The 22,803-nt window shown below is 60.8% G+C and carries 21 protein-coding genes; 13 read left to right on the forward strand and 8 right to left on the reverse strand.

What is annotated here, in order from left to right:
- From FHX03_RS23450 to FHX03_RS23510, 13 genes are all read left to right on the forward strand, one after another.
- Positions 1–569 (forward strand): extracellular solute-binding protein (locus FHX03_RS23450; protein WP_183779803.1); only part of this gene is annotated, 569 nt, incomplete at its 5' end.
- A 69-nt stretch (positions 570–638) separates the two neighbouring features.
- Positions 639–1,895, forward strand: coding sequence for an ABC transporter permease (locus tag FHX03_RS23455; protein WP_183779806.1), 1,257 nt, complete (start codon positions 639–641; stop codon positions 1,893–1,895).
- Positions 1,895–2,716 carry an ABC transporter permease gene (locus tag FHX03_RS23460; protein ID WP_183855670.1) on the forward strand — a complete coding sequence of 274 codons (822 nt, stop codon included), beginning with the start codon at positions 1,895–1,897 and terminating at the stop codon, positions 2,714–2,716. Before FHX03_RS23455 ends, FHX03_RS23460 begins: the two co-directional genes overlap by 1 nt.
- Before the next feature lie 16 nt (positions 2,717–2,732).
- Positions 2,733–3,089 (forward strand): RidA family protein, encoded by a 357-nt coding sequence (locus tag FHX03_RS23465; RefSeq protein WP_183855672.1) that lies wholly within the window; start codon positions 2,733–2,735, stop codon positions 3,087–3,089.
- Positions 3,090–3,296: 207 nt separating this feature from the next.
- On the forward strand, positions 3,297–3,923 hold the full coding sequence (locus tag FHX03_RS23470) for an SIS domain-containing protein (protein WP_097626282.1): 627 nt from the start codon (positions 3,297–3,299) through the stop codon (positions 3,921–3,923).
- Between the two features lie 17 nt (positions 3,924–3,940).
- Positions 3,941–5,179 (forward strand): glycosyltransferase family 2 protein, encoded by a 1,239-nt coding sequence (locus FHX03_RS23475; protein ID WP_131711278.1) that lies wholly within the window; start codon positions 3,941–3,943, stop codon positions 5,177–5,179.
- Between the two features lie 20 nt (positions 5,180–5,199).
- Positions 5,200–7,170, forward strand: a complete 1,971-nt coding sequence (locus FHX03_RS23480) for a hypothetical protein (RefSeq protein WP_183855674.1) — start codon at positions 5,200–5,202, stop codon at positions 7,168–7,170.
- Positions 7,167–8,126, forward strand: a complete 960-nt coding sequence (locus FHX03_RS23485) for a lysylphosphatidylglycerol synthase transmembrane domain-containing protein (RefSeq protein ID WP_183855676.1) — start codon at positions 7,167–7,169, stop codon at positions 8,124–8,126. Before FHX03_RS23480 ends, FHX03_RS23485 begins: the two co-directional genes overlap by 4 nt.
- 32 nt (positions 8,127–8,158) lie before the next feature.
- Complete coding sequence (locus tag FHX03_RS23490) at positions 8,159–9,100, forward strand: NAD-dependent epimerase/dehydratase family protein (RefSeq protein WP_183855678.1); 942 nt, start codon at positions 8,159–8,161, stop codon at positions 9,098–9,100.
- Positions 9,090–11,039 carry an HAD-IIIA family hydrolase gene (locus FHX03_RS23495; RefSeq protein WP_183855680.1) on the forward strand — a complete coding sequence of 650 codons (1,950 nt, stop codon included), beginning with the start codon at positions 9,090–9,092 and terminating at the stop codon, positions 11,037–11,039. Before FHX03_RS23490 ends, FHX03_RS23495 begins: the two co-directional genes overlap by 11 nt.
- On the forward strand, positions 11,036–12,016 hold the full coding sequence (locus FHX03_RS23500; protein WP_003591637.1) for a GHMP kinase: 981 nt from the start codon (positions 11,036–11,038) through the stop codon (positions 12,014–12,016). Before FHX03_RS23495 ends, FHX03_RS23500 begins: the two co-directional genes overlap by 4 nt.
- Before the next feature lie 9 nt (positions 12,017–12,025).
- The gene (locus tag FHX03_RS23505; RefSeq protein ID WP_131711282.1) at positions 12,026–13,243 is read left to right on the forward strand and encodes an NAD-dependent epimerase/dehydratase family protein; all 1,218 of its coding nucleotides are present in this window, start codon (positions 12,026–12,028) and stop codon (positions 13,241–13,243) included.
- Positions 13,240–14,769 carry an FAD-dependent oxidoreductase gene (locus tag FHX03_RS23510; protein WP_183855682.1) on the forward strand — a complete coding sequence of 510 codons (1,530 nt, stop codon included), beginning with the start codon at positions 13,240–13,242 and terminating at the stop codon, positions 14,767–14,769. The genes FHX03_RS23505 and FHX03_RS23510 overlap by 4 nt, the downstream gene beginning before the upstream one ends.
- A gap of 14 nt (positions 14,770–14,783) precedes the next feature.
- On the opposite strand, the gene FHX03_RS23515 is transcribed toward FHX03_RS23510, so the two are convergent.
- The 8 genes from FHX03_RS23515 to FHX03_RS23550 all read right to left on the reverse strand — a co-directional run bounded on the left by FHX03_RS23515 (position 14,784) and on the right by FHX03_RS23550 (position 22,801).
- The gene (locus FHX03_RS23515; protein ID WP_131711284.1) at positions 14,784–15,584 is read right to left on the reverse strand and encodes a phosphate/phosphite/phosphonate ABC transporter substrate-binding protein; all 801 of its coding nucleotides are present in this window, start codon (positions 15,582–15,584) and stop codon (positions 14,784–14,786) included.
- A 40-nt stretch (positions 15,585–15,624) separates the two neighbouring features.
- Positions 15,625–17,079, reverse strand: coding sequence for an NAD-dependent succinate-semialdehyde dehydrogenase (locus tag FHX03_RS23520; protein ID WP_183855684.1), 1,455 nt, complete (start codon positions 17,077–17,079; stop codon positions 15,625–15,627).
- A 10-nt stretch (positions 17,080–17,089) separates the two neighbouring features.
- On the reverse strand, positions 17,090–18,166 hold the full coding sequence (locus tag FHX03_RS23525) for an ABC transporter ATP-binding protein (protein ID WP_097626292.1): 1,077 nt from the start codon (positions 18,164–18,166) through the stop codon (positions 17,090–17,092).
- On the reverse strand, positions 18,163–18,963 hold the full coding sequence (locus FHX03_RS23530) for an ABC transporter permease (protein ID WP_097626293.1): 801 nt from the start codon (positions 18,961–18,963) through the stop codon (positions 18,163–18,165). The genes FHX03_RS23525 and FHX03_RS23530 overlap by 4 nt, the downstream gene beginning before the upstream one ends.
- A gap of 1 nt (position 18,964) precedes the next feature.
- Positions 18,965–19,837, reverse strand: a complete 873-nt coding sequence (locus FHX03_RS23535; protein ID WP_183855686.1) for an ABC transporter permease — start codon at positions 19,835–19,837, stop codon at positions 18,965–18,967.
- 112 nt (positions 19,838–19,949) lie between these two features.
- On the reverse strand, positions 19,950–20,960 hold the full coding sequence (locus FHX03_RS23540) for an ABC transporter substrate-binding protein (protein ID WP_183855688.1): 1,011 nt from the start codon (positions 20,958–20,960) through the stop codon (positions 19,950–19,952).
- A gap of 48 nt (positions 20,961–21,008) precedes the next feature.
- A complete protein-coding gene (locus FHX03_RS23545) occupies positions 21,009–21,332 on the reverse strand; it encodes an NIPSNAP family protein (protein WP_097626335.1) in 324 nt (107 codons plus the stop codon).
- Between the two features lie 5 nt (positions 21,333–21,337).
- Positions 21,338–22,801 carry an aldehyde dehydrogenase gene (locus FHX03_RS23550; protein ID WP_183855690.1) on the reverse strand — a complete coding sequence of 488 codons (1,464 nt, stop codon included), beginning with the start codon at positions 22,799–22,801 and terminating at the stop codon, positions 21,338–21,340.
- Between the last annotated feature and the right edge of the window lie 2 nt (positions 22,802–22,803).

Here is a 22,803-nt window from a genome sequence, read left to right on the forward strand (position 1 = left end):
TGCGCAAGTCGCCGAAGACCACGCTGGAATTCGCTTTGATCGCCGACGGCGTCAAACCGTCTGAGGTCTACGACGTGCTCGGGACGCCAGCGGGTGTCGACCGTGCCTTCAAGAAGCTCGACACGATCAAGAAGGATGTGAAGGTCTGGTGGACCGCCGGTGCGCAGCCACCGCAGCTTCTCGCCGATGGCGAAGTGGTGATGACCACGGCCTGGAACGGCCGCATCTACGATGCCGTCAAGAACAGCGGCAAGAACTTCAAGATCGTCTGGGACGGCCAGGGCATGGACTTCAATCTCTGGGCCGAGCCGAAAGGCTCGAAGAACAAGGAACTGGCGGATAAATTCGTCGCTTTCACGGTCAATCCCGATGTGATGGCGCAGCAATCGAAATATATCTCCTATGGCCCGACCCTGAAGGCGGCCATTGCCAAGGTTCCGCCGGATATTCTCGTCGATCTGCCGACCGCGCCCGACAACACGAAGAACGCATTCGTCGTCTCCTCCGAGTTCTGGGCCGACCATGACGAGGAGTTGACCGAACGCTTCAACAAGTGGCTCGCACAGTAACCTCGTCAGGCGGGCGAGTGTCCCCCCGGCTTCGTCCGCCCCTTTCTCTACCGCAAAAAGGCATGAGCGATGGTGACCGCGACAATGAATGAAGGCGACGGCTCGATGATTGCCGCCGGCATACGGGTGAAAAGCCTCGGCAGTGCAAAAAGCAAGGCCCAGCTGAAAGCGCTGCTGCTAGTCGCGCCTCTGCTGGTCTTCCTTCTGCTCGTCTTCGTTCTGCCGATCGCCTTGCTGTTGACGCGCGCGGTCGACAACAGGGCGGCTTCCGCCGCCCTGCCCTATACGATGTCGGCTCTATCAGCCTGGGATGAACAATCTCCACCCGACGAAGCGCTGTTTGCCGCCTTTGCCGCCGACCTGAAACAATCGCCCCGCGATCAGATCGCCGAGGTGGCCAAACGTCTCAACTATTACGAGACGGGCATGCGCTCGATGCTGTTGAAAACCGCGCGCACGATCCGCAACGCCGAGCCGCCCTATAAGGCCGCCTTCATCGCCATCGATCCCAACTGGGAGACGCCGCATTACTGGACGATCATCAAGAACGCATCGCCGCCCTTCACCGATTACTATCTGCTCGCCTCGCTCGATCTGGAGCGCGACGCCTCGGGCGCGATCGGCAGGGTCTCGGCTGAAAATGCGGTGCATGTCGACGTGTTGATCCGCACCTTCGTTGTCAGCGCATCGGTGACCGTGATCTGCCTGTTTCTCGGCTATCCCCTCGCCGCCCTGATCGCCCGGTCGAAAGGGACAGTCGCCAATACGCTGCTGATCCTGGTGCTGCTGCCGTTCTGGACCTCGCTGCTGGTGCGTACCAGCGCCTGGGTCGTGCTGCTGCAGGGGCGCGGCGTGATCAATTCGGCGCTCATCTGGCTGGGCCTCGTCGATCCCGCACGACCCCTCGACCTGATCTACAATCGCATCGGCGTCCTGATCGCCATGACCCATATCCTGCTGCCCTTCATGGTGCTGCCGATCTACAGCGTCATGAAAAGCATACCGCCAGTCTATTTGAGGGCCGCCTCATCGCTCGGCGCGCCGCCGGCATCGGCCTTCTTCCGTGTCTACCTGCCGATGAGCATGCCCGGCGTCAGCGCCGGCGGCTTGCTCGTCTTCATCCTGGCGCTCGGCTACTACATCACGCCGGCTCTGGTCGGCGGGCCTGGAGATCAGATGGTGAGCTATTTCATCGCCTATTATTCCAACCAGGTCACCAATTGGGGCATGGCGGCGGCTTTGAGCACGATCCTGCTGGTGGCGGTGCTCATCCTTTACGCCGTCTACAATCGCATCGTCGGCATCGACAGGCTGAGGATAGGCTGATGACGAACTTGCTTTCTTTCCCTCGGCTGTTTTCGCTGTTCCTATGGCTGGCCGGCGGCCTGGTGATCCTCTTCCTGATCGCGCCCATCATCGCGATCGTGCCGCTCTCCTTCAATGCCGAGCCGTTCTTCACCTATCCGATGCCCGGCCTGTCGCTGCGCTGGTATCGCGAATTCTTCGATTCCAACGTCTGGCAACTGGCGCTGAAAAACAGCATCATTGTCGCCGTCTGCGCCACTATCCTGTCGACCTTTCTCGGCACGCTTGCCGCCATCGGTCTCAGCCGGCCATCCTGCCCGGCGCGGGCAACGCTAACCGCCATTCTGATCTCGCCGATGATCGTGCCGGTCATCGTTTCGGCCGTCGGCATCTACTATGCCTTTGCCGCCATCGGACTGCTCAACAGCCTGACCGGCCTGGTGCTGGCGCATACGGCAATCGGAGCGCCCTTCGTGGTGATCACCGTGACGGCGACGCTCGCCAGCTTCGATCACAATCTGATGCGGGCAGCGTCTAGTCTCGGCGCATCCCCTGTTGAAGCAACCTTGCGCATCATGCTGCCGGTCATCGCGCCTGGAGTGGCATCCGGCGCCCTCTTTGCCTTCGTGACGTCGTTCGACGAAGTGGTGATTGCGCTCTTCATCGCCGGTTCCGAGGAGCGCACCCTGCCGCGCCAGATGTGGAGCGGCGTGCGGGAAACGCTGAGTCCGACGATCGCCGCCGTCGCCACCCTCCTCATCCTGTTTTCGACGCTGTTTCTCGCCACGATCCAATGGCTGCAGCGACGCGCCGAACGCCAGAAGATTGCGCACAGGGACTAACTCAAGGAGTTCGAGCATGCAGATCGAGCGCTACGAAACCGGAAAGCGGATGAGCCAGGCAGTGACCTATGGCGGCTTCGTCTTCCTCGCAGGCCAGGTCGCGATTGATGCGCCTGATGCCTCCGTCCGCGAGCAGACGACCGACATCCTGGCGCGTATCACGCGGCTTCTGGAGGGCGTGGGCAGCAATTCGACACGAATCCTCAGCGCGACGATATGGCTTGCGGATATGTCCAAGTTCGAGGAGATGAACGCCGTCTGGGACGCCTGGGTGCCGTCCGGCCACGCGCCGGCGCGCGCCACCGTCGAAGCGAGGCTCGCCGCGCCGGAATTTTCCGTGGAGATCGGCATGATCGCCGCAATCGGGAACTGACGGTCGGTCCTTGCTGGAAACGACCGCCAACCCCTCGCCCACCCGGTATGGCATGACCAGTGCGAGCGCTGAAAGCGGCGTGAGGCCGTTGGTTGCAAACCCGTGACACTTGCCGACAACCCTTAAAAGAGCGGGCGAGCAACTTGCCTTTGTACCATTTACACTTTAAGGACGCCCCAATTTCCAAGGCGGAGGGACTGGACGAGCATGTCAGATCATGAGAACAGGTCTTCGGGGCTCGGTGTCACAACCGGCGATCTGGATCGCTACTTCACTTTTCTCCGCCATGCTCTGGTGAATACGACCGCCACGCGGTCAGCCGGAAAGCCGTTGGATTATGCGGCGGCTGTGACGGAATCCATGCAATTGGCCCGTGCCACACACGATGCCGGCCGAAAGATCATGTTCATCGGCAACGGCGGCAGCGCGGCAATTGCCAGCCACATGGCGACGGACTACTCGAAAAACGGTGGGCTGCGCGCGATGGCGATGAACGACGGCGCGACGCTGACCTGCCTGTCGAACGACCTCGGCTATGAGAACGTCTTCGCAAAGCAGATCGATATGCACGCCAATGAAGGTGACCTGCTGGTGGCAATCAGCAGCTCCGGAAGATCGGAAAGCATTACCAAGGCCGTCCGGACCGCACGCGACAAGGGCTGCGCCGTCATGACCCTGAGCGGCTTCGCTCCGGGCAATCCGCTGCGCGATCTGGGTGACCTGAACTTTTATGTGGCGTCCGATCAATATGGTTATGTGGAGATCGCCCATCTGGCGATATGCCATGCCGTATTGGATTTTTCCTGCGGACTTGTTCCGCCTACCCTTTCCTGAAGAGCCGTTTCACGCGCATGAATTTTCCCCGCATCCACGATCCGGAATTGACGCTTCTGACGCCCGACGATGACGTCGCCAACCCCGAAGTGACGATCCTCGTTCCCTCTCTCAATGAGGAATTGACGATCGGAACCTTCGTCGACTGGTGCCGCGAGGGTATTGCGGCAAGCGGTGCGGCTGTGGAGATTCTTATCGTCGACAGCTCCACCGATCGAACCCCGGAAATCGCCCGTGACAGAGGAGCCCGCGTATTGCGGACACCGAAGCGCGGTTTGGGCAGAGCTTACATCGATGCCATTCCATACGTGCGCGGCAAGTTCATCATCATGGGTGATGCGGATTGCACCTATGATTTTCGGCAAATAGCGCCGTTTATCGAAGCCTTCCGGAAGGGCTTCGACTTTGTCATGGGCTCACGGTTCAAGGGCTCGATCGAAGACAAAGCGATGCCGCCGCTGCATCGCTATTTCGGAACGCCGCTGACCACGTGGATCCTCAATCGGATGTTCAGCAGCCGCTTTTCCGACATCCATTGCGGCATGCGGGGCATCAGCGTCGATGCCTTGCTTCGCATGGACCTTCGGTCGCAAGGATGGGAATATGCGTCGGAGATGGTGCTGAAGTCCGTGCATATGGAGCTTCCGACCACAGAGGTGCCAATCCACTTCCTGAAGGATCCGGAAGGCCGGCTAAGCCACATGAAGCGGCGGGGCTGGATGGAGCCGTGGCGCGCAGGCTGGCGCAATCTGCAGGCAATGTTCGTCTACGGGTTTGATTTTTTTCTCATCTGGCCGGGATTCCTGCTTCTGGCCCTCGGCCTGATAATCATGCTGCCGCTGCTCGCCGGGCCGATGTCTATTGGCGGTGTGCGGTTTTCGTCCAATGCCATGCTGTTTGCCATGGCCCTGGCCGTCCTTGGCCAATCAATGCTGGTTTCGGCGGCAATCGGTCGGGTGATTTTCGACTATTCAGGACATGTGCAGAGCCGTTTCGAGCGGCTCCTGCCTTACAATGCAACCATCTGGGGATCAGTGGTCGCCGTTCTGGCCGGCGTTTTTCTGGCGGTTCCGCTCTTCGATTCCTATGTCGGGAACGGATACCTGCTGCCTGAGATCGGCATCGAGACCAACTGGGCCGTCTTCGGGCTCTGGCTCATCATTACCGCGTTTCAGATCTTTATATCAGGGCTGATGATAAGAGCCCTTGGGGTCATGCTGCCCGTCAAAAAGCCTACGCCTCCTCTCGCGGGATAGGAGCCACGAAAGGGTCGATCATGATCGTAGGCTGGTGCACGGTTCTCGCCATAATATTATGGGGCCTCGTGATCGACAGAGGCATCGTTGCCTCGCTCAACCAACGTTGCGATCAACCCTTTCGAGACGGCACCGACTTTCTGCTCAGCGGTATTCTGCCGGCTCTGGCGATCGCCGGGGGCGCGGCCACCGTCCTTGGGGCGTTCCATGGGCTGCGATGGGAGATCGTTCTCCCGATCGTCGCTGTCGCGATGATTTGGCGGTGGCGCGATCTCGTCGCCGTTCTCTACGACCTCGGTTCGCTGTTTCGTAAAATTGCCGCTGAAACGAGATCCGGAAACCCGGTTCCGGTGCTTGCAGCACTCACATGCACTGTACTTTGCTATGTGTGGAGCGTTATGGCCCTGTTTCCATCCGGCATTGCCGACGTCTGGGTTTTCCACATCCCGCTCGCAAACAGTATCATCGAACACAGCGGCTTTGTGTCGCCGCAGATCGACCATCCCTTCTACGGCAATATTCCGCTCTTCTTTAATCTGCTGTTTGCGCTCGTCATGATGGTCAGCGGTCACTGGACCGGTGCGGCGATCATGAATGTCGCAATTTTCTTCGGATTTCTGTTCCTGCTTTCAAGCTGCGCCAGTCGTTGGCGGGCATGCGGTTTTTTCCTAGTGGCCGCTCTGATGCTCAGCATCCCCTTCTTCAGGGGAAGTGTCGGCGAACCGATGACGGATCTGGCACGGTCGTGTTTCTCAGTCGCCGCTGTGCTTTTCCTGTGGCGTTATCTGGAAACCCGGCGTCCGGCGGAGCTTTTTCATTGTGCGCTCGTGCTGGGGGGAGCGGTCGGAGGGAAATATACGGAACTGCAAATGGTTTGCCTGATAGGGCTGGCGCTGATGCCAATGCTTCTCAAGGGAAGGGTATCGCTGCCGCTCTTTTTGTCATGCCTTTGCGCATTCCTTGCAGTCGCGGGCTACTGGTATGCGAAAAACCTGATCGTTCTCGGCAATCCGATCTATCCTTTCATGTTCGGTCATCCGGGCCTCACCGACGCCTGGATGGCGGACTACATGCTCGAATTGGGCCGGGCCTTCGATCCCGCTAACCGACATTTCGTAACGAACCTCGCAACTCTGCAAGGTTGGCGCGACTTCCTCCATATCCTTTACAGCTGGTTCCTGGCCGGCAAGCCGAATGCTTTCGTCGCTCTCGCTTTGATCCTGGCCGGTCTCGCCGTGGCCTTTCGGCGCATCGCATTTCTCGCAGCGATTACCGCTGCCATGTTTGTGATATGGTACACCGTTATGTTCAATCACATCCGGTGGGCGACGCCAGCCTATCTGCTGTTCTTTTCGACCGGGTTTATCGGCGCCTCCCTGGTTCGGGAACGGCTGGATCAATGGCTCGACCGGCAAGTTCTGCCGCGGATGGCCCCAATTACGAAAATCGCCTCTTCGCCGGCATGCATGATCGCCAGCCCGGTGATCTTAGGCGTGCTGGCCGGGGGACTCTGGCTCTCGCAGTGGTACCGCGTGGGCGGCAGCGACATGGATCCCGGCAAGGCGAAAGACCTCGACGTCGTGCTCGGGATGATCAGTGTCGACAAATATATGGAGAGCCACCGCGAAGCCTATTTCATGTATCGCTACATCGCGGAGCATGACCTGCGGACCGTTTTTCAGCCTTTCGACACCGCCAACACATTATTGTCGACGGCTTACAACGACGGCCGCGATGGCGGTTGGCAATTGCCACGCTATGTGCTGCCCAGACCGGGGTCGGATATCGATGCTTTCATCCGGGATAATCATATAGGTTACTTCATCCTTCCCCCGGATGCTGGCAGCGCGTTCCTCGCAGAACGCATAGGAGAAGATAAAATAATGCTGGCCAACAGCGTCATAGCCCACATGATGCCCCGCGCCTCACTGATCTTAACGGATCGGTTCGGCTGGAAGCTTTACCGTTTTGACGCGGATCGGGCATCGTGACGACTCCATCCTCCCGAGCATTCCTTCGCATCGGCATACCGGTTCTGAAAGTGGCCGTGGCGCTTGGCCTCGTCATATGGATCGCACGTAAGGTCGATTTCGCAGAAGGCTGGGCCGCGGTCCGGACCCTGTCGGCGACGACCATCTGCGTCAGCATCTTCCTTCTTCTCCTGCAGGCCCTGCTTTCGGCCTGGCGGTGGTGCCTTCTAGCGGAGATGATCGGGCAGAGGCTGAAAATATCAGGCGCCATGAAACTGTTCATGCAAAGCCTCTTTTACAATCAGGCTCTTCCAAGTCCCATTCCAGGCGATGCCGCACGCATTTTCGGCGCCCTCAAATACGGCCTGACGATCCAGGAAGCCACGCTCGGCGTCGTCATGGACCGTATGCTCACCCTGTTCGGGTTGGCGGTCGTTGCGCTGATCGGTCTGATCATCATGCGGGCGTTTTACGGGCACGACTTCCCAATCCCCTATCTCACCGAACTCACGGCCCTTGGCGTCGCGGGAACCATCGCATCGGCCCTGGTGTTCTGCTGGTGTCGCCATCTCTTCGTTCGGCTTCTTCCGGAAAAGCTGCACGCGCTGAGCGACGCGCTGGGGGCTTTTCTCACCCACCGGGGAATGCTCGGAATATCTCTATTGACCCTCGTCATTCACGGTTTGAGTGTCGTCTCGCTTGAGATCCTCGTTCTCGGACTTGGCCTCCCGCTCGATTGGGGTCAGGCCGCAGCCGCTTTCCCGCCAGTGCTTTTGATCGCCATGGTTCCCATTTCTGTCGGAGGATGGGGGCTGCGCGAAGGCGGCATGGTCATTTCGCTTGCCGTGTTCGGCATCGGCACGACGGACGCCGCAACGCTATCGGTGGTTTTCGGCCTGTTGCAGCTTGTGGTCGGCTTGGCCGGTGGTGTATTCGTCCTTTCGCGTCCCCATTCGGGAAAGATCAAAGCGCTCTGATGAGCCTTAACAGATCATATGGAGCTGCCGACATGCATGCCTTGGTAACGGGAGGGGCCGGATTTATCGGCAGCCATCTCTGCGATCGCCTTTTGGCCTTGGGCTATCGGGTAACCGCGATCGACAATCTTCACCTCGGCCGGATGCGCAATATAGATCATCTCCAGGGCCGGACGGATTTTCGCTTCCAGAAGCTTGATATGCTCGATCGGGAGGGCATGGATCAACTCTTTGCGACAGATCGTCCTGATGCTGTTTTCCATCTCGCCGCCAATTCCGATATTGCCGCGGGCAATACCAATACGGAATTGGATCTGCAGCTGAACCAGCTGACGACGACGACGCTGCTTGCCATCATGCGCAAGCACTGTGTCGGCAGGCTTTTCTTTGCCAGCACTTCTGCGGTGTTCGGCGAAGCCGAAGGCAATATTCACGAGGATCACGGCCCCTTGCAGCCGATCTCGTTCTATGGCGCCAGCAAGCTTGCTGCTGAGGCCTATCTGTCCGTCTATGCTCTGTCATTCGGCATCAAGACGCTGGTGCTGCGCTTTCCCAATGTGGTTGGGGAGCGCTCAACCCACGGGGCAATCTACGACTTCATCAACAGGTTGAAAGCGAATCCGACGAGACTTCAGGTGCTCGGCAACGGAAGGCAGACGAAGCCCTATCTCTATGTCGGCGACCTGGTGGACGCGATTCTCCTGGCCTGGGACAAGGCGCCCGGCCCCTATGAGGTATTTCACGCCAGCGGCATCGGCGAAACGTCCGTCCGGGATATCGCCGAAATCGTGGTTTCCAAGGTCGCGGCCGGAGCTGCTATCGAATATGGCAGCGAGGACCGCGGCTGGCTGGGCGACGTGCCGCGCTTCAGCTACGATATAAGCCGGCTCGTAACGCTGGGCTGGGCTCCGAAGCGGAAATCGACAGAAGCCGTTGAACTTGCCGTCGAACGGATTCTGGCGAATGGCTTCTGAGGACGCGATCCGCCAGGCGATCATTATTGCCGGTGGCCTTGGAACGCGCGCGCGCAGCATGACGGGCGATGCTATCCCGAAGGCGCTTCTGCCGCTTGCCGGCGTGCCGATCATCTTGCGGCAGATCCGCATCCTGGCCCGCGAAGGTGTTCAGCATGTGCGCGTGCTTGGTGGTCACCTCGGCAGCCAGCTCGAGCCCGCCCTTGGTCCGGAAGCTGAAAAACTCGGCATCAGGATCGAGGTCTTCGTCGAGAAATCTCCGCTCGGCACGGCGGGCTGTCTGACGACATTGGACATGACGGCCGGCGACGTCCTGATCGTCTACGGCGACATGCTTTTCGATATCGATCTGTCGGCGCTGACGCGTCATCGTCAGCAATTTCCCGCCGCTCTGACCATCATCGCCCATCCCAACGATCATCCCCGCACATCCGATCTCGTCGTCCAGAAGAGCGGTTATCTCCAGCGCCTGTTGCCTCGCAAAACGCCCCGCGATGCGGATTGGCGCAATCTGGTGCCGGCCGGTTTGTACGTGGCTTCCGAGCAGTTTTTCCGGGCGCTCGTGCCGGCGCAAACGGCGGATATGATCCACGACGTCATTCCCCGCCTCCTCGAACGGTCCGTTCCGGTCGCGATTTATGACACGCCGGAATATATGAAGGATACCGGGTCGCCGAACCGGCATGCTGCCGCCGAGGAGGACCTCCGGCAGGAACGGGTTCATGCGGCGCATCTGTCGGTGCGAAGGCCCGCGGTTTTCTTCGATTGCGACGGCGTGCTCAACGAAGATGTCGGCGGCCATGGCGTCATCCATCCGGACCAGGTGAAGCTGATCGACCGGGCAGGCGAAGCCGTGCGGCTCGCCCGTGAGGCGGGCTTCCTGACGATTGCGGTCACGAACAGACCGCAGGTCGCCAAAGGCTTTCTTGATGAAACCGGGCTGGATCATGTTCTCGGTCGCCTCGAGGCCGAGCTTGCCGAAGATGGCGGCGTTCTGGATCGCATTTATTTTTGTCCGCATCATCCGGACAAAGGATTTCCCAACGAAGTCGCCGCGCTCAAGATCGATTGTGCCTGCCGGAAGCCGGGCGATCTGATGATCCGCCAGGCCATGTCGGAACTGCCTGTCGAAAAATCGAAATCCATCATCATCGGCGACAGCCTGCGCGACATAGGTGCTGGCCGCAAGGCGGGCATCTGGTCCTACGGCGTTCGGACAGGCTATGGCCTGCGGGACGAAGAGAGCTATCCCACCGTCGAAACAGAGATTCCGCATGCCGATCTTGTCTTCGACACGGTCTATGACGCGGTCCGTTTCCAATGCGGCTACCAAGAGATCGGCAAGGCTCTGTCCGGTGCGATTGATGAACGGCTTTCATCTACGGCCGGTCCGTTGCTCATCAGCATATGCGGCCGTTCCCGCTCCGGGAAAAGTACGTTTGCGCATGCCGTTCAACGCATGCTCTCGGAAACAGGGCGGAGGGTGCTGAGACTTGAACTCGACCGCTGGATACTGCCGCTCGAACATCGCCGCCCCGACATGAATGCGGAAGAGCGCAGCAGAGTGGAGCTCTATCCCGAGATCGTCAGCATGCTGCGCCGCTCCGGACAGGTTAAGGCACCCGGCTATGACGCGGCAAGCCGCGGCCGGCTTAGGGGTACCACCGCCTATGACGCCCGCGATGCCGAGGTCATCCTCATGGACGGCATCTTTGCCGGACATGCGTCGATCCGAGAACAGGTCGACATGTCCGTCTTCGTCGAAGCATCTCAGCAGAGCCTGCTGAACCGCTTTCACACGTTCTACGCCTGGAAAGGCCTTACGCCAGTTGCCGCCGAAGCGCTCTGGCAGTCGCGAATTCAGGAAGAGTGGCCGAGGATCGATCTGCAGCGCAAATCGGCCGATATCGTCATCAATCTCGAGGAGGCAATCCTTTGATCGTTTCATCCGCACCTTTTCGGGTCAGCTTCGCCGGCGGCGGCTCGGACATAGCGTCCTACTACCGCCGTCAGGCGGGCGCGGTACTGTCCTGTGCGATAGCCAAATACAGCTTCGTGATCGTGCACAACTATTTCAATGAAAACAAATATCATCTGAAATATACGCGTACCGAACTTGCCGAGACGCTTGAGGAGATTGCGCATCCGCTGTTGCGCGAGGCACTTCGGATGCATCGCGTCGAGCCCGGCATCGAGGTCGCTTCCGTCGCCGACATTCCCTCCGGAACGGGTCTCGGATCCTCCAGCTCCTTTTCCGTGGCACTGATCAACGCGCTCTATGCTCACAGGTCGCGTTTTGCCTCCAAGGACCAGTTGGCGGAAGAAGCCTGCAAACTCGAAATCGATATCCTCAAGGAGCCGATTGGCAAACAGGACCAATATGCAGCCGCTCATGGCGGCTTGAACTTCATCGAATTCAATTCCAACGGCAGCGTGAACGTACAGCCCGTCGTCCTCAGCTCTGAAAAGATGGCAGAGCTTGAGAGCAACATCCTGTTGTTTTTCACCGGAAGCCAGCGCGATACGCGCTCTGTGCTGTCGACGCAGGTGCAGGCCATGGAGGCGGACGAGGAAAAATTTCGGACCGTCGAGCGCATGGTGCAACTGGCTTACGAAATGCGCGACATCCTGATGAGCGGGGATCTCGGCGCCTTCGGCGAAGCGCTTCATCGCGGATGGATGATGAAAAGGTCGCTGACCTCGAAGATCACCAACAGCGCGATCGACGAGTTTTACGATGCGGCCCGTGCTGCCGGCGCCATCGGCGGCAAGCTGGCAGGTGCTGGCGGAGGGGGCTTCCTCGTCCTCTATTGCCCGAAAGACCGCCAGGAAAAAGTGCGCCAGGCGCTGTCGCAGCTCAAGGAAATCGAGTTTCGTTTCGACTGGAGCGGCGCGCGTATCGCCTTTGCGCAGTAGAGGGTGTGAATGGCACCGCGTCTCATCATCACGGGATCGACCGGCTATATCGGCGCAAGACTGGCAGCGATGGCGCGTGAGCGCGGCTTCGAGGTGGTTGAACTCGGCCGGCGGTCCGGAGCCAAATGGCGCATCGGTGATGCGCCTGCTGCCTCCGACCTGGAAGGGGCGGTGGGAATCGTCCATCTCGCGCATTCCTGGGCCACCGAGCCGGAGGCCGCCGAAGAAGACAACATCAATATATCCGGCACGGTGAGATTGGCGGAGGCCGCAAAGGCAGCCGGCGTGCCGCGTTTCGTCTTTTCCTCCTCCACTTCGTCCCGGCGGGAGGCGCTCAATGTTTACGGCCGCACCAAATTCAGGATCGAACAGCATTTGGGTGCCAGCCCCGCAGCGCCGATCGTTCGCGTTGCACGAATAGGGCTCGTCTATGGTGGACCACGTACCGCCATGTACGGACTGATGGCCAAGTTGGCCGCTCTAAGTCCGCTTCTGCCGATGATCGGGCTCAGCCGCGAGGTCCAACCGATTCATCTCGACGAAGTCGCCGAAGGTCTGCTGGCGCTGGCGACCCAGGAGAGCCAGCCCCCGCAGACATTCGTGCTTGCGCAGGAAAAGCCGATAAGCTTTGCCGCATGGCTCAGAATGCTTCGCCGCAGTCAGGGCAAGGGCAATCTCCATTTCATACCGATCCCCCTGGCCGCCGCCCTCTTTGCCTGCCGCATGACCAAGCTCGTGCCGTTGATCCCGACGGTCGATCCGGAGCGCGTCCTGGGGCTTGCGGGTGCCGCACCCATGGAAAGCGGCGAGAGCCTCAGACTGCTGAAATTGAACCTGGCTGACCCGATGACTGCGCTTGCTGGCGAATTCAGCCAAACAGGCAAGGATCAATCGCGCAGCGAGGCGCAGGCTCTGCTGCGATATCTCGGCAGCGCGCCGACCGAAATGCAGCTCCAGCGGCTCTGCGAAGGGCTTCGGCGTGAAGGGCTGTCGCCGCTCGGCCTTTCCACAACCGTGATCAGGCATCCGCGCCTGCTGGCGTTCTTCGAGCCGCCGGCCAGTCGGACGCAGCATCGTCTCGCGCGAGCCCTCTATCTGGCCGACCTCGCGAGCGAACCGGAAAGGCATGCAGGCCCAAAGGCCGGGTTTTTCGGCGCGGCATTGACCATCGCCGGCGATGTCCTGTTGTTTCCGCTCCGCGCGCTTTTGGCCGGGACATATCGATGAATGCGCCCGATGCCGACTTCATCATCATCGGCAGCGGCCCTGCAGGCGTCTCCGCTGCGTTTCCGCTGATGGCGGCCGGCCGCCGCGTTCTGATGCTTGATGCCGGCGATGACTTGGGATTGCAGGAGGAAAACCGCAGCGTCCGTGTCCTGGGAAGCGATCTGGAATCGCTGCGCGTCGACGACGGCAGCTCGCCGAAACTGCAGACCCCTGTATCACGCGGGATTCTCGAACGGTTCCAACGCGACGCCGGAATATCGGGCGATGGCTTCAAACCGATCGGCAGCCTCGCGCGCGGTGGGCTCTCCAATATCTGGGGTGCGCAAATCAGCTATCTCGACGCTGGGGATATCGCCGATTGGCCGATCGACCTCGCGTCCCTGCAGAGCTCTTACGAGCGGGTCGCCCAACGCATCGGGATCAGCACCAACGCCGATCTCACGACCGGCGCCGATGGCGAGGCCGTCCTGCCGCTTGGCGCGACCGCCGCCCATGTTCTTCGTCGGCACAAGGCTGCAAAACCGGCGGATGGATCGTTTCGGCTATTTGCCGCCGTCAATGCGATACTCTCCGAGGCGAGGCCCGGACGGGCGGCGTGCGATCTGCGCGGCGACTGTCTCTATGGCTGCCCCAGCGGCGCGATCTATAACAGCAGGCAGGATCTGCTTGCGTTGCGAAAGTCACCGCATTTTCGTTTGCTCGACAACAGGCGGGCCGTCTCGTTGACACGCGGCTCAGACTGGACGGTCGGAACGGCCGATGGATCGTCATTTTCCGCACCGCGGATCATTCTTGCCGCAGGAGTTCTCGGAACGGCCGCCCTGCTCACCGATCTTCTGCCGATCGGCCAGCAGGGACTGCGTCTCCTGAACAGCCCCACACTGGCCATCCCTCTGCTCTCTCCCGCGAGATTGCTGCGTTCGACGACGCCGACGCACAGTCTTGCGCAACTCGGATTGTCACTGCGCTATGGTGACGGCGCATCCGATTACGTGACGGGCGCGATCTATGAAGTCGGTTCCCTGCCGGCGCAGAGTTTCGTCAACAGGATGCCCCTCGGCCGAAAGGCCGGGCGAGCCGCCTTCGAACTGATCGCCGGCAGCCTTCTCGTCGCGACGATCTACTATCCCGGCGATCAAAGCCGGAGCTACATTCATCGGGATGCAACGGCGAAAAAAGGGCTGACCGTCCGCGGCGGTTTCACGGACGGTTTCGAAATCCGCGCCGAGGCTTTGAAAAAAGCGCTTCGCCGGGAATGGAAACGGCTGGGGCTTATTCAGCTCCCGGGCGCATCGCTGGCGGAGCCTGGTATCGACGCCCATTTCGCCGGCACTCTGCCTATGGGCGAAGCCGGCCCCTTCGGCACCTCCTCGGACGGCGAGTTAAATCTCCACCCGGGTCTTTACGTCGTCGACGGCTCCATTCTTCCCGATCTGTCCTCGAAATACATCACCATGACGATCATGGCCAATGCCGATCGCATCGCCCATCGTCTTGCCGCATTGGAAGCACCTGCGGCGCAGTGAAGTCCGCCGCCTCTTCAAGCCGTTAATTGCGGCAATGCGTCGCCGGCCAATGAGAGAAGCGGCTCGTAGTCGGCTTCGGAAAGCACCGCGAAATCAACGAGGCCGAGCGTGGCCCGCGTCGCCGCCAGCGGTGGCTCCTTGACAGCGGCGGTCAGCGCACGGCGCAGGAGAAGGACCCTCTCGTCCGAAGCATCGCCTGAAGTTACGAGCGGCAGTCCTGGGCCTTTCGGCGTTTCGGCGATGATGCGGACCCCGTCGACATGGCCGGGATTGAAACGGCGAATATTGCCATAGGTGATGCAATCGATGGCCGCGCTATCCGCCCTGCCCTCGACGACGGCAGCGATGCTGTTGCCATGGCTACCGGTTTCGATGATCCGCCCGAAGAAACGGCCTTCGCGGGCACGCGGAGCGACGGCCGCGCGAAAGAGATTGCTGCCGGAATTGCTGTCGGGGCTGTTGATTGCAGCCGTGGTGCCGCGCAGATCCTCCAGCGTGCGAAGGGAAGAACCCGTGCGGACGATGATGAAGCTGCGCATCAGCGGACCGTCGCAGCCGGGATGATCATAGACCGGCGTCGCAACCAGGCGAACTTTGCCGCGCAGGCGGCTGGCAAAGGGATAGCCGCAGGTCTGCGAAAGGAGAAGATCCGATCTCAGCCAGGCCTCGTCATAGGGCAGCGTCCGATCGAGCGTTTCGGGCAGGTCCGTCAGGCCGGCCTGCGAGAGATAATGCCGGAGGAACGACCAGAGCTTGGCCGTCGCATCTGCAAGCGGCTGGGGTGTGAGATACATCGCTATACTGGCGAATTGCATGCTGGTCTTTCTTTTGCGGCATGCGCAAATGTCGACCAAGTCAGGCAATGCCGCCCAAGCATACATACTTGAGTTCGGTATACTCGTCCAACCCGTGCCTGGAGCCTTCGCGACCGAGACCCGACATTTTGACACCGCCGAACGGCGCCTCGGCGGTGGAGACCAGACCGGTATTGACGCCGACCATCCCATATTCGAGCGCTTCAGCGACACGGAAGACCCGCGACAGATCGCGTGCATAGAAATAAGAGGCAAGCCCGAATTCGGTGTCATTTGCTTGTTCAATGACGTCCTCTTCGTCGCGGAAACGAAAGAGCGGCGCAAGAGGTCCGAAGGTTTCCTCGCGGGCGACCTGCATGCCGGCCGCGACATCGCGGAGAACGGTCGGTTCGAAGAAATGGCCGCCAAGCGCATGGCGCTTGCCGCCTGAAACAATCCGGGCGCCCCTAGAGACGGCATCGCCGATATGGGCTTCGATCTTGGCAACGGCGTTTTCGTCGATGAGCGGGCCGAGCACGACATCGCGCTCCAGGCCATTGCCAACCTTCAGTGCCGAAACGGCCGTCGCCAGCTTGGCGGCAAAGGCCTCATAGACGCCGTCCTGGACATAGAGCCGGTTGGCGCAGACGCAGGTCTGGCCATTATTGCGGAACTTGGCGATGATTGCGCCTTCGACGGCCGCGTCGAGATCAGCATCGTCGAAGACGATGAAGGGTGCATTGCCGCCAAGCTCGAGGCCGAGCTTTTTGATCGTCGGCGCGCATTGCCGGTAAAGCAGCTCGCCCGTCCGGGTGGAACCGGTGAAGGTCAGGACCCGGATGTCACGGCTTGCCGTCAGCGTCCCGCCAATTGCGGCAGCATCACCGGTCACGATGTTGAGCAGGCCTGCCGGCAGGCCGGCGCGCTCTGCAAGAATGGCGATGGCGATTGCCGAGAACGGCGTCTGCGGCGCCGGCTTGAGAACGACGGCGCAGCCGGCGGCAAGGGCCGGGCCCACCTTGCGGGTGATCATCGCATTTGGAAAGTTCCAGGGCGTGATCGCCGCCACCACGCCTGCCGGCTGACGCAGCACGAGGATGCGCTTATCCGGTTGATGTCCCGGTATGGTCTCGCCGTTGATGCGTCTTGCCTCCTCGGCGAACCATTCGATGAAGCTCGCGCCATAGGTGATCTCTCCCTTAGCCTCAGTGAGCGGTTTTCCCTGCTCCAGCGTCAGGATCATCGCCAGATCGTCGCGGTTTTCGATCATCAGGCGGTGCCATGTCTTGAGTATGGCGGCGCGCTCGCTAGCGGTCTTCTTCGCCCAAAGCTTCTGGGCGACGACAGCGGCGGCGATGGCATCCTCCGTTTCCGCGGCTCCGAGGTCGGGGACCGCGCCGAGCGGTTCGCCGGTCGCCGGATTGCGCACCGTCGTCGCCTGGCGGCCTTCCGCTTCGATCCAGCGGCCGGCGACGGGGCATGCCTGACGGAACAGCGAGAGATCACTGAGCTTCATAGGACGACTTTCAACAGAACACGTGGGCCGCACCCGGATCGAAATCCAGATTCACCGTATCGCCGCGGCTGAGCCCGGTGATCGCCTCATGACCGAACGGCAGACGCACCGCCAGCGCCTCGCCGTTGGCCATTTCGGTGGAAACGTGGATATTGTTGCCGAGGAAAGTGATGTCGCTGACAGTCGCGGCGAGACCCACTCCCGCATGAGCGCGCGACAGCCGAATGCGCTCCGGCCTCAGCATCAAGGCTGCTTTTGTGCCGGCAGCGCCTTTTCCATGCACCGGAATGCTGTTGAAGACGGTTCCGCGGCCTAGCGAAATGGTGGCCTGTCCGTCGGATGATGACAGCAGGTCACAGGAAATGAAGTCGCTGTCGCCGATGAATTCGGCAACGAAGCGGGTCTTCGGATTGGCGTAGAGTTCGGGGCCGGTGCCGATCTGGTCGATGACCCCCTTGGAAAAGACAGCGATGCGGTCGGAGAGCCGCAGTGCCTCTTCCTGGTCGTGTGTGACATAAAGGATCGTCACTTCGGTCTGCTGGTGGATGCGACGGATCTCATGCTGGATTTCCTCGCGCAGCTTCTTGTCGAGCGCAGACAGCGGCTCGTCCATCAGAAGCACCGGCGGATCATAGGCAAGGGCTCTGGCAAGCGCGACGCGCTGCTGCTGGCCGCCGGACATTTGCGCGGGCTTGCGATCCTCGAAGCCTTCGAGACGGACGAGGCGCAGCATCTCCTTCACCTTGCTGTCGATCTCGGCCTTGGACTTGCGCCGGACCTTCAGCGGAAAGGCGATGTTTTCACCCACCGTCAGATGCGGGAACAGAGTGTAGCGCTGGAACACCATGCCGATGTTGCGCTTGTGCGACGGCGTGGCGAGCAGGGTCTTGCCCTCCAGCGTAATGTCACCTTTCGTCGGATTGTCAAATCCCGCCAGGATGTACAGCGTCGTGCTCTTGCCCGATCCCGATGGCCCGAGAAAGGTCAGGAACTCCCCGCGCCGAACGTCGAGGGTAACATCATGTACGGCGACCACAGGGCCGTATTCCTTGCGTATTCCGCGGATCTGAAGGAATGGTTCGTTCATTGTTTCAGTACCTTACGCACGACGGCAACCAGCGCCATCAAGATGATCGTCAAAAGGATGAGAAGGGTCGATGCGGCGGCGACAACCGGCGTCAGGTCTTGCCTGAGCGTCGCCCATACCTTCACGGGCAGCGTCTGCAGGGTCGGGCTGGACATGAAGATCGCCACCACCACCTCGTCCCAGGATGTCAGAAACGAGAAGACGGCCGCCGAAAACAACCCGTGGCTGATTGCCGGAAGGGTGACCCTGATCTTCGCTTCCAAAGGCGAGGCGCCGCAGAGCACGGCCGCGTCCTCGATCGACTTGTCGAAGCCTTCCAGGGCACTCGAGATGGACAGGATCGAGAAGGGCAGTGCCAGCACGAGATGCGAAATGACGAAGCCCGTCAGCGTGCCGCCAAGGCCGATCCTGAGAAAGAAGGCGTAGAGGGCGACCGCCAGAACCACGACCGGAAGGATCATCGGCGTCAGGAACAGCGCTTTCAGCGCATCCCGGAACATGAACGAACCACGCACCAGCCCGAAGGATGTCACAAGCCCGAGCAGCACCGACAAGATCGTCACGATGACCGCGATCTTGAGGCTCGTCAAAGCCGATTCCAGCCAGCGCGGGTCGGCAAAGAGTTCGCTGTACCACTGAAACGTCCAGCCCGGCGGCGGAAAGATCAGCCACTGCGAGGAGCCGAAGGACAGCGCCGCGATGAACACAATCGGCAGCAGCAGGAAGGCTGCGGTCAGAAGCGTTATGCCGAGAAGGACGTATTTCCACCAGCCGAGACGGTCGAAATTGAGCAGCATGTCAACGTCCTCCCGGGTTTTGATTGCCGAAGAAGCGCAACTGCACGGCATAAAGCGAGAGCGTCACCACCAGAAGGACCAGCGCCGCAGCGCCCCCCATTCCCCAGTTGACCAGCGACTGCACGAACTGCGCGATCAGCTCCGCGAGCATCATGTTGGCAGTGCCGCCGAGAAGCGAGGGCGTGACGAAATAACCAAGTGACATGACGAAGACCATCAGGGCGCCCGCCACCATGCCGGGCATCGCCAGGGGCAGCAGAACCCGCGTCAGGCACTGCCAGCGGTTGGCGCCACAAAGGGCGGCCGCCTGCAGGGTCGACGGATCGATCTTCTTGATCACGCCATAGAGCGGCAGGATGATAAAAGGCAGCATGATATAAGTCATGCCGATCGTGACACCGGTCAGATTGTTGACGAGCGCCAGCGGCTGGTCGATCAGGCCCATTCCCATCAGCATCTTGTTGATCAGCCCGGTGCGTTGCAGGAGCACCATCCAGGCATAGGTGCGGGCCAAGAGGTTGGTCCACATCGACAGCAGCAGGATCGCAAAGATCACCGAGGTCAGCCGGCCGGGCATGATTGCCAGCGCCCAGGCGACGGGAAAACCGATCGCGAGCGAAATCACCGTGACGAGACCCGAGACGATGAAGGTGTTGGCGAAAATCTTCAGATAGGTCGATGACCCGATCAGTTGCGCATAGTTTCCCAGACCCGGCACGGGTTCCAGCACGCTTCGCAACAGCAGTATCGCCACCGGCACGACGAAAAAGATACCGACGAAGGCGAAAGCCGGAACGACCCCGCTGAAACCTGTCGGCCTGCGTATCTTCGGCAAGGGCGCAATTACGCCGGAGGCATCGCTAAACGTCGACATGACAGTCCTTCCCACCCGTCAATTTCCGCGAGGCGCATAGGTGCAACCGATTGGCACTGGCGCTGCGGGGGCACGGCGACCTTCGCCGTGCCCGTTGATCTCAAGCTTCAGCTTATTTCGCCTGCCAAGCGTACCATTTCTCGCCGATGGCATCGCGATTATCAGCCCAGTAGGTCATATCGGCATTGACCTGGCTTGCGGTCTGCTGATCCGGCAAGGTCTTGGCCGTTTCCGGGTCCATCAGCTTGGCCGAGTCGACATTGATCGGCGCATAACCGGTGGCCTTTGCCAGGGCGGCCTGCGGTTCGGCCGAGGTCGCCAGTGCAATGAACTTCATCGCAGCTTCGACATTCGGCGAGCCCTTCGGCACGACGAGCGCATCGGCAGCAGTGATGTTCTGTTCCCAGGAGGTTTCAACCTTGATGCCGGTCGCGGCAAGCGCCGTCATGCGGCCGTTCCAGACGCTGCCGAAGGGTGCCTCGGCGGATGCGAGCAGCTGCTGCGACTGGGCGCCGCCTGACCACCAGATGATGTCCGATTTGATCGTGTCGAGCTTCTTGAAGGCGCGGTCGAGATCGAGCGGATAGAGCTTGTCGGCAGGCACGCCGTCGGCAAGCAGCGCCGCTTCGATCACGCCGGGAGCCGACCACTTGTAGAAGGTGCGCTTGCCCGGAAACTTCGCGGTGTCGAACAGGTCGGCCCATGTCTTCGGGCAGGCCTTGACGGCATCGGCATTGCAGCCGATGACGAAGGAATAATAGAAGCTGCCGACCGAATAGTCCGTGACGAAGCGCGGATCGAGCTTGGATTTATCGATGACGGAGAAGTCGAGCTTCTCGAGCTGGCCGTTCTTGCCGGCCTGGGCGGCATAATCGCCTTCGACGTCGACGACGTCCCAGGTGACTTCGCCGGCCTCGACCATCGCCTTCAGCTTGCCGTAGTCGGTTGGGCCGTCCTGCACGACCGTGATGCCGGTCTTTTCGGTGAACGGGCTTGCCCATGCCGCCTTCTGCGCATCCTGGGTCGTTCCGCCCCAGCTCGAGAAGACCATGTTGTCGGCGTGCACCGGCGCGGAGACGGCGACGAATGCGGCAACCGCCGCGAAAGCAAATGTCGTTTTCATGTTCCCTTATCCCTGTTCTGGTTTGTCCTGCGGGTATTCCTTATGTCGTCAGTGCTGCTCGCTCCGGGGAGAGAAGCTTGCTGGCTTCATAATCTTGTTTTCCGCCACCTCGATGAGGTCGCGAATCTTGGGCAGGAAGGCCTGCCACCGGGGGTCGGCCATCAGCCTCTGGCGTCTCGCCTCCCGATCATCCAGGCTCGCAAAGGCCCAGATGTGGACGATCTCGTTGATCGTGCCGATCTCCGAGAAGAAGTAGCCGACCAGCGTGCCGAGATGGCTTTTCTGGATCTCGATGCCCTCTTCCTCGACGACCTTGAGATATTGCGGGATCGTTCCGTTCTTCAGCCGGTAGGTGCGGATTTCGTAAAACATCGGCATCACCTCATCACGAAGGGATCGGGGATCGGATCGTCCGAGGTCCGGAGCCAGATCGTCTTGGTGCGGGTGTAGTCGAGCGCCGCGGCCATGCCGCCTTCCCTGCCGTGGCCCGACAGGCCGAAGCCGCCGAAGGGCGCGATCGGCGAGACGGCGCGGTAGGTGTTGACCCAGACGATGCCGGCACGGATGCCCTTCATCAGCCGGTGCGCCCGGGTCAGGTTCTGCGTGAAGATGCCGGAGGCCAGGCCATAGCGGGTGTCGTTGGCAAGCCTCAGCGCCTCTGCCTCGGTCTCGAACGAGACGACGGAAAGGACCGGCCCGAAGAACTCCTCGATCAGCGACGGCGAAGCGACATTGTCGCAATCGAGGATCGTCGGCGGGAAGTAAAAGCCTTCACCATCGATTTTGCGTCCGCCGGTAACGAGACGGGCGCCGCTTTCGACCGACCTGGTAACGAGTGCACCGATATTGTCCTGCTGGCGCCGGGTAGCAAGGGGGCCGACCTCGGTCGTCATGTCGAGCGGCGCGCCGATCCGGATCGCCTCGGCCTTCTCCCGCAGCAGGGCGACGAATTTGTCCTTGACGCTGCGTTCGACGATCAGCCTCGATCCGGCAACGCAGCTCTGCCCGGTCGCTGCGAAAATGCCGGCGACCTGGGCGTTGGCGGCACTGTCGAGGTCGGCGTCGGCAAAGACGATGAAGGGCGACTTGCCGCCGAGTTCGAGCGAGGTGGAGGCGAGGTTTTCGGCCGAGTTGCGAACGACGTGCCGGGCGGTTTCCGGGCCGCCGGTGAAGGCGACATGGGCGACCTTCGGGTGACGGCCAAGAGCCGCACCGCAGGAGGGGCCGAAACCGGTGATGATGTTGACGACGCCGGCGGGAAAGCCAGCTTCGTGCACGAGACGGGCAAATTCAAGCAGTGGCGCCGGCCCGTCTTCCGAGGCCTTGACCACCATGGTGCAGCCGGCGGCGAGCGCCGGGCCGATCTTGACCGCCGACAGGAAGAGCTGGCTGTTCCACGGCACGACCATCGCAACGACGCCGATCGGCTCGCGGCGAAGCCAGACATCCATGTCGGGTTTGTCGATCGGCAGATAGGAGCCTTCGATCTTGTCTGATATGCCGGCATAATAGCGATAATATTCAGCGACATAGGCGATCTGCGCGGATGTTTCGCGGATGATCTTACCGGTGTCGCGTGTTTCCAGTTCCGCGAGGACCTGCGCGTTGGCAGCGACGAGGTCGGCGAGCTTGTAGAGCAGCTTGCCGCGCTGCGTGGCCGTCATCTTCGCCCAGGGGCCATCATAAAGCGCCCTCTCGGCAGCGTTCACGGCCCGATCGACATCGCCCTCTCGCGCTTCGGGCATTTCAGCCCAGACCGCACCGGTGGCCGGATCGATGCTCGGATAGCTCGCTTCGCCATCCGAGAATTCGCCGTCGATGTAATGCTGGAAACGCCGCATGG

Origin of the sequence: Rhizobium sp. BK456 (genome assembly GCF_014194045.1) — a bacterium.
GTDB classification, from domain to species: Bacteria; Pseudomonadota; Alphaproteobacteria; order Rhizobiales; family Rhizobiaceae; genus Rhizobium; species Rhizobium redzepovicii.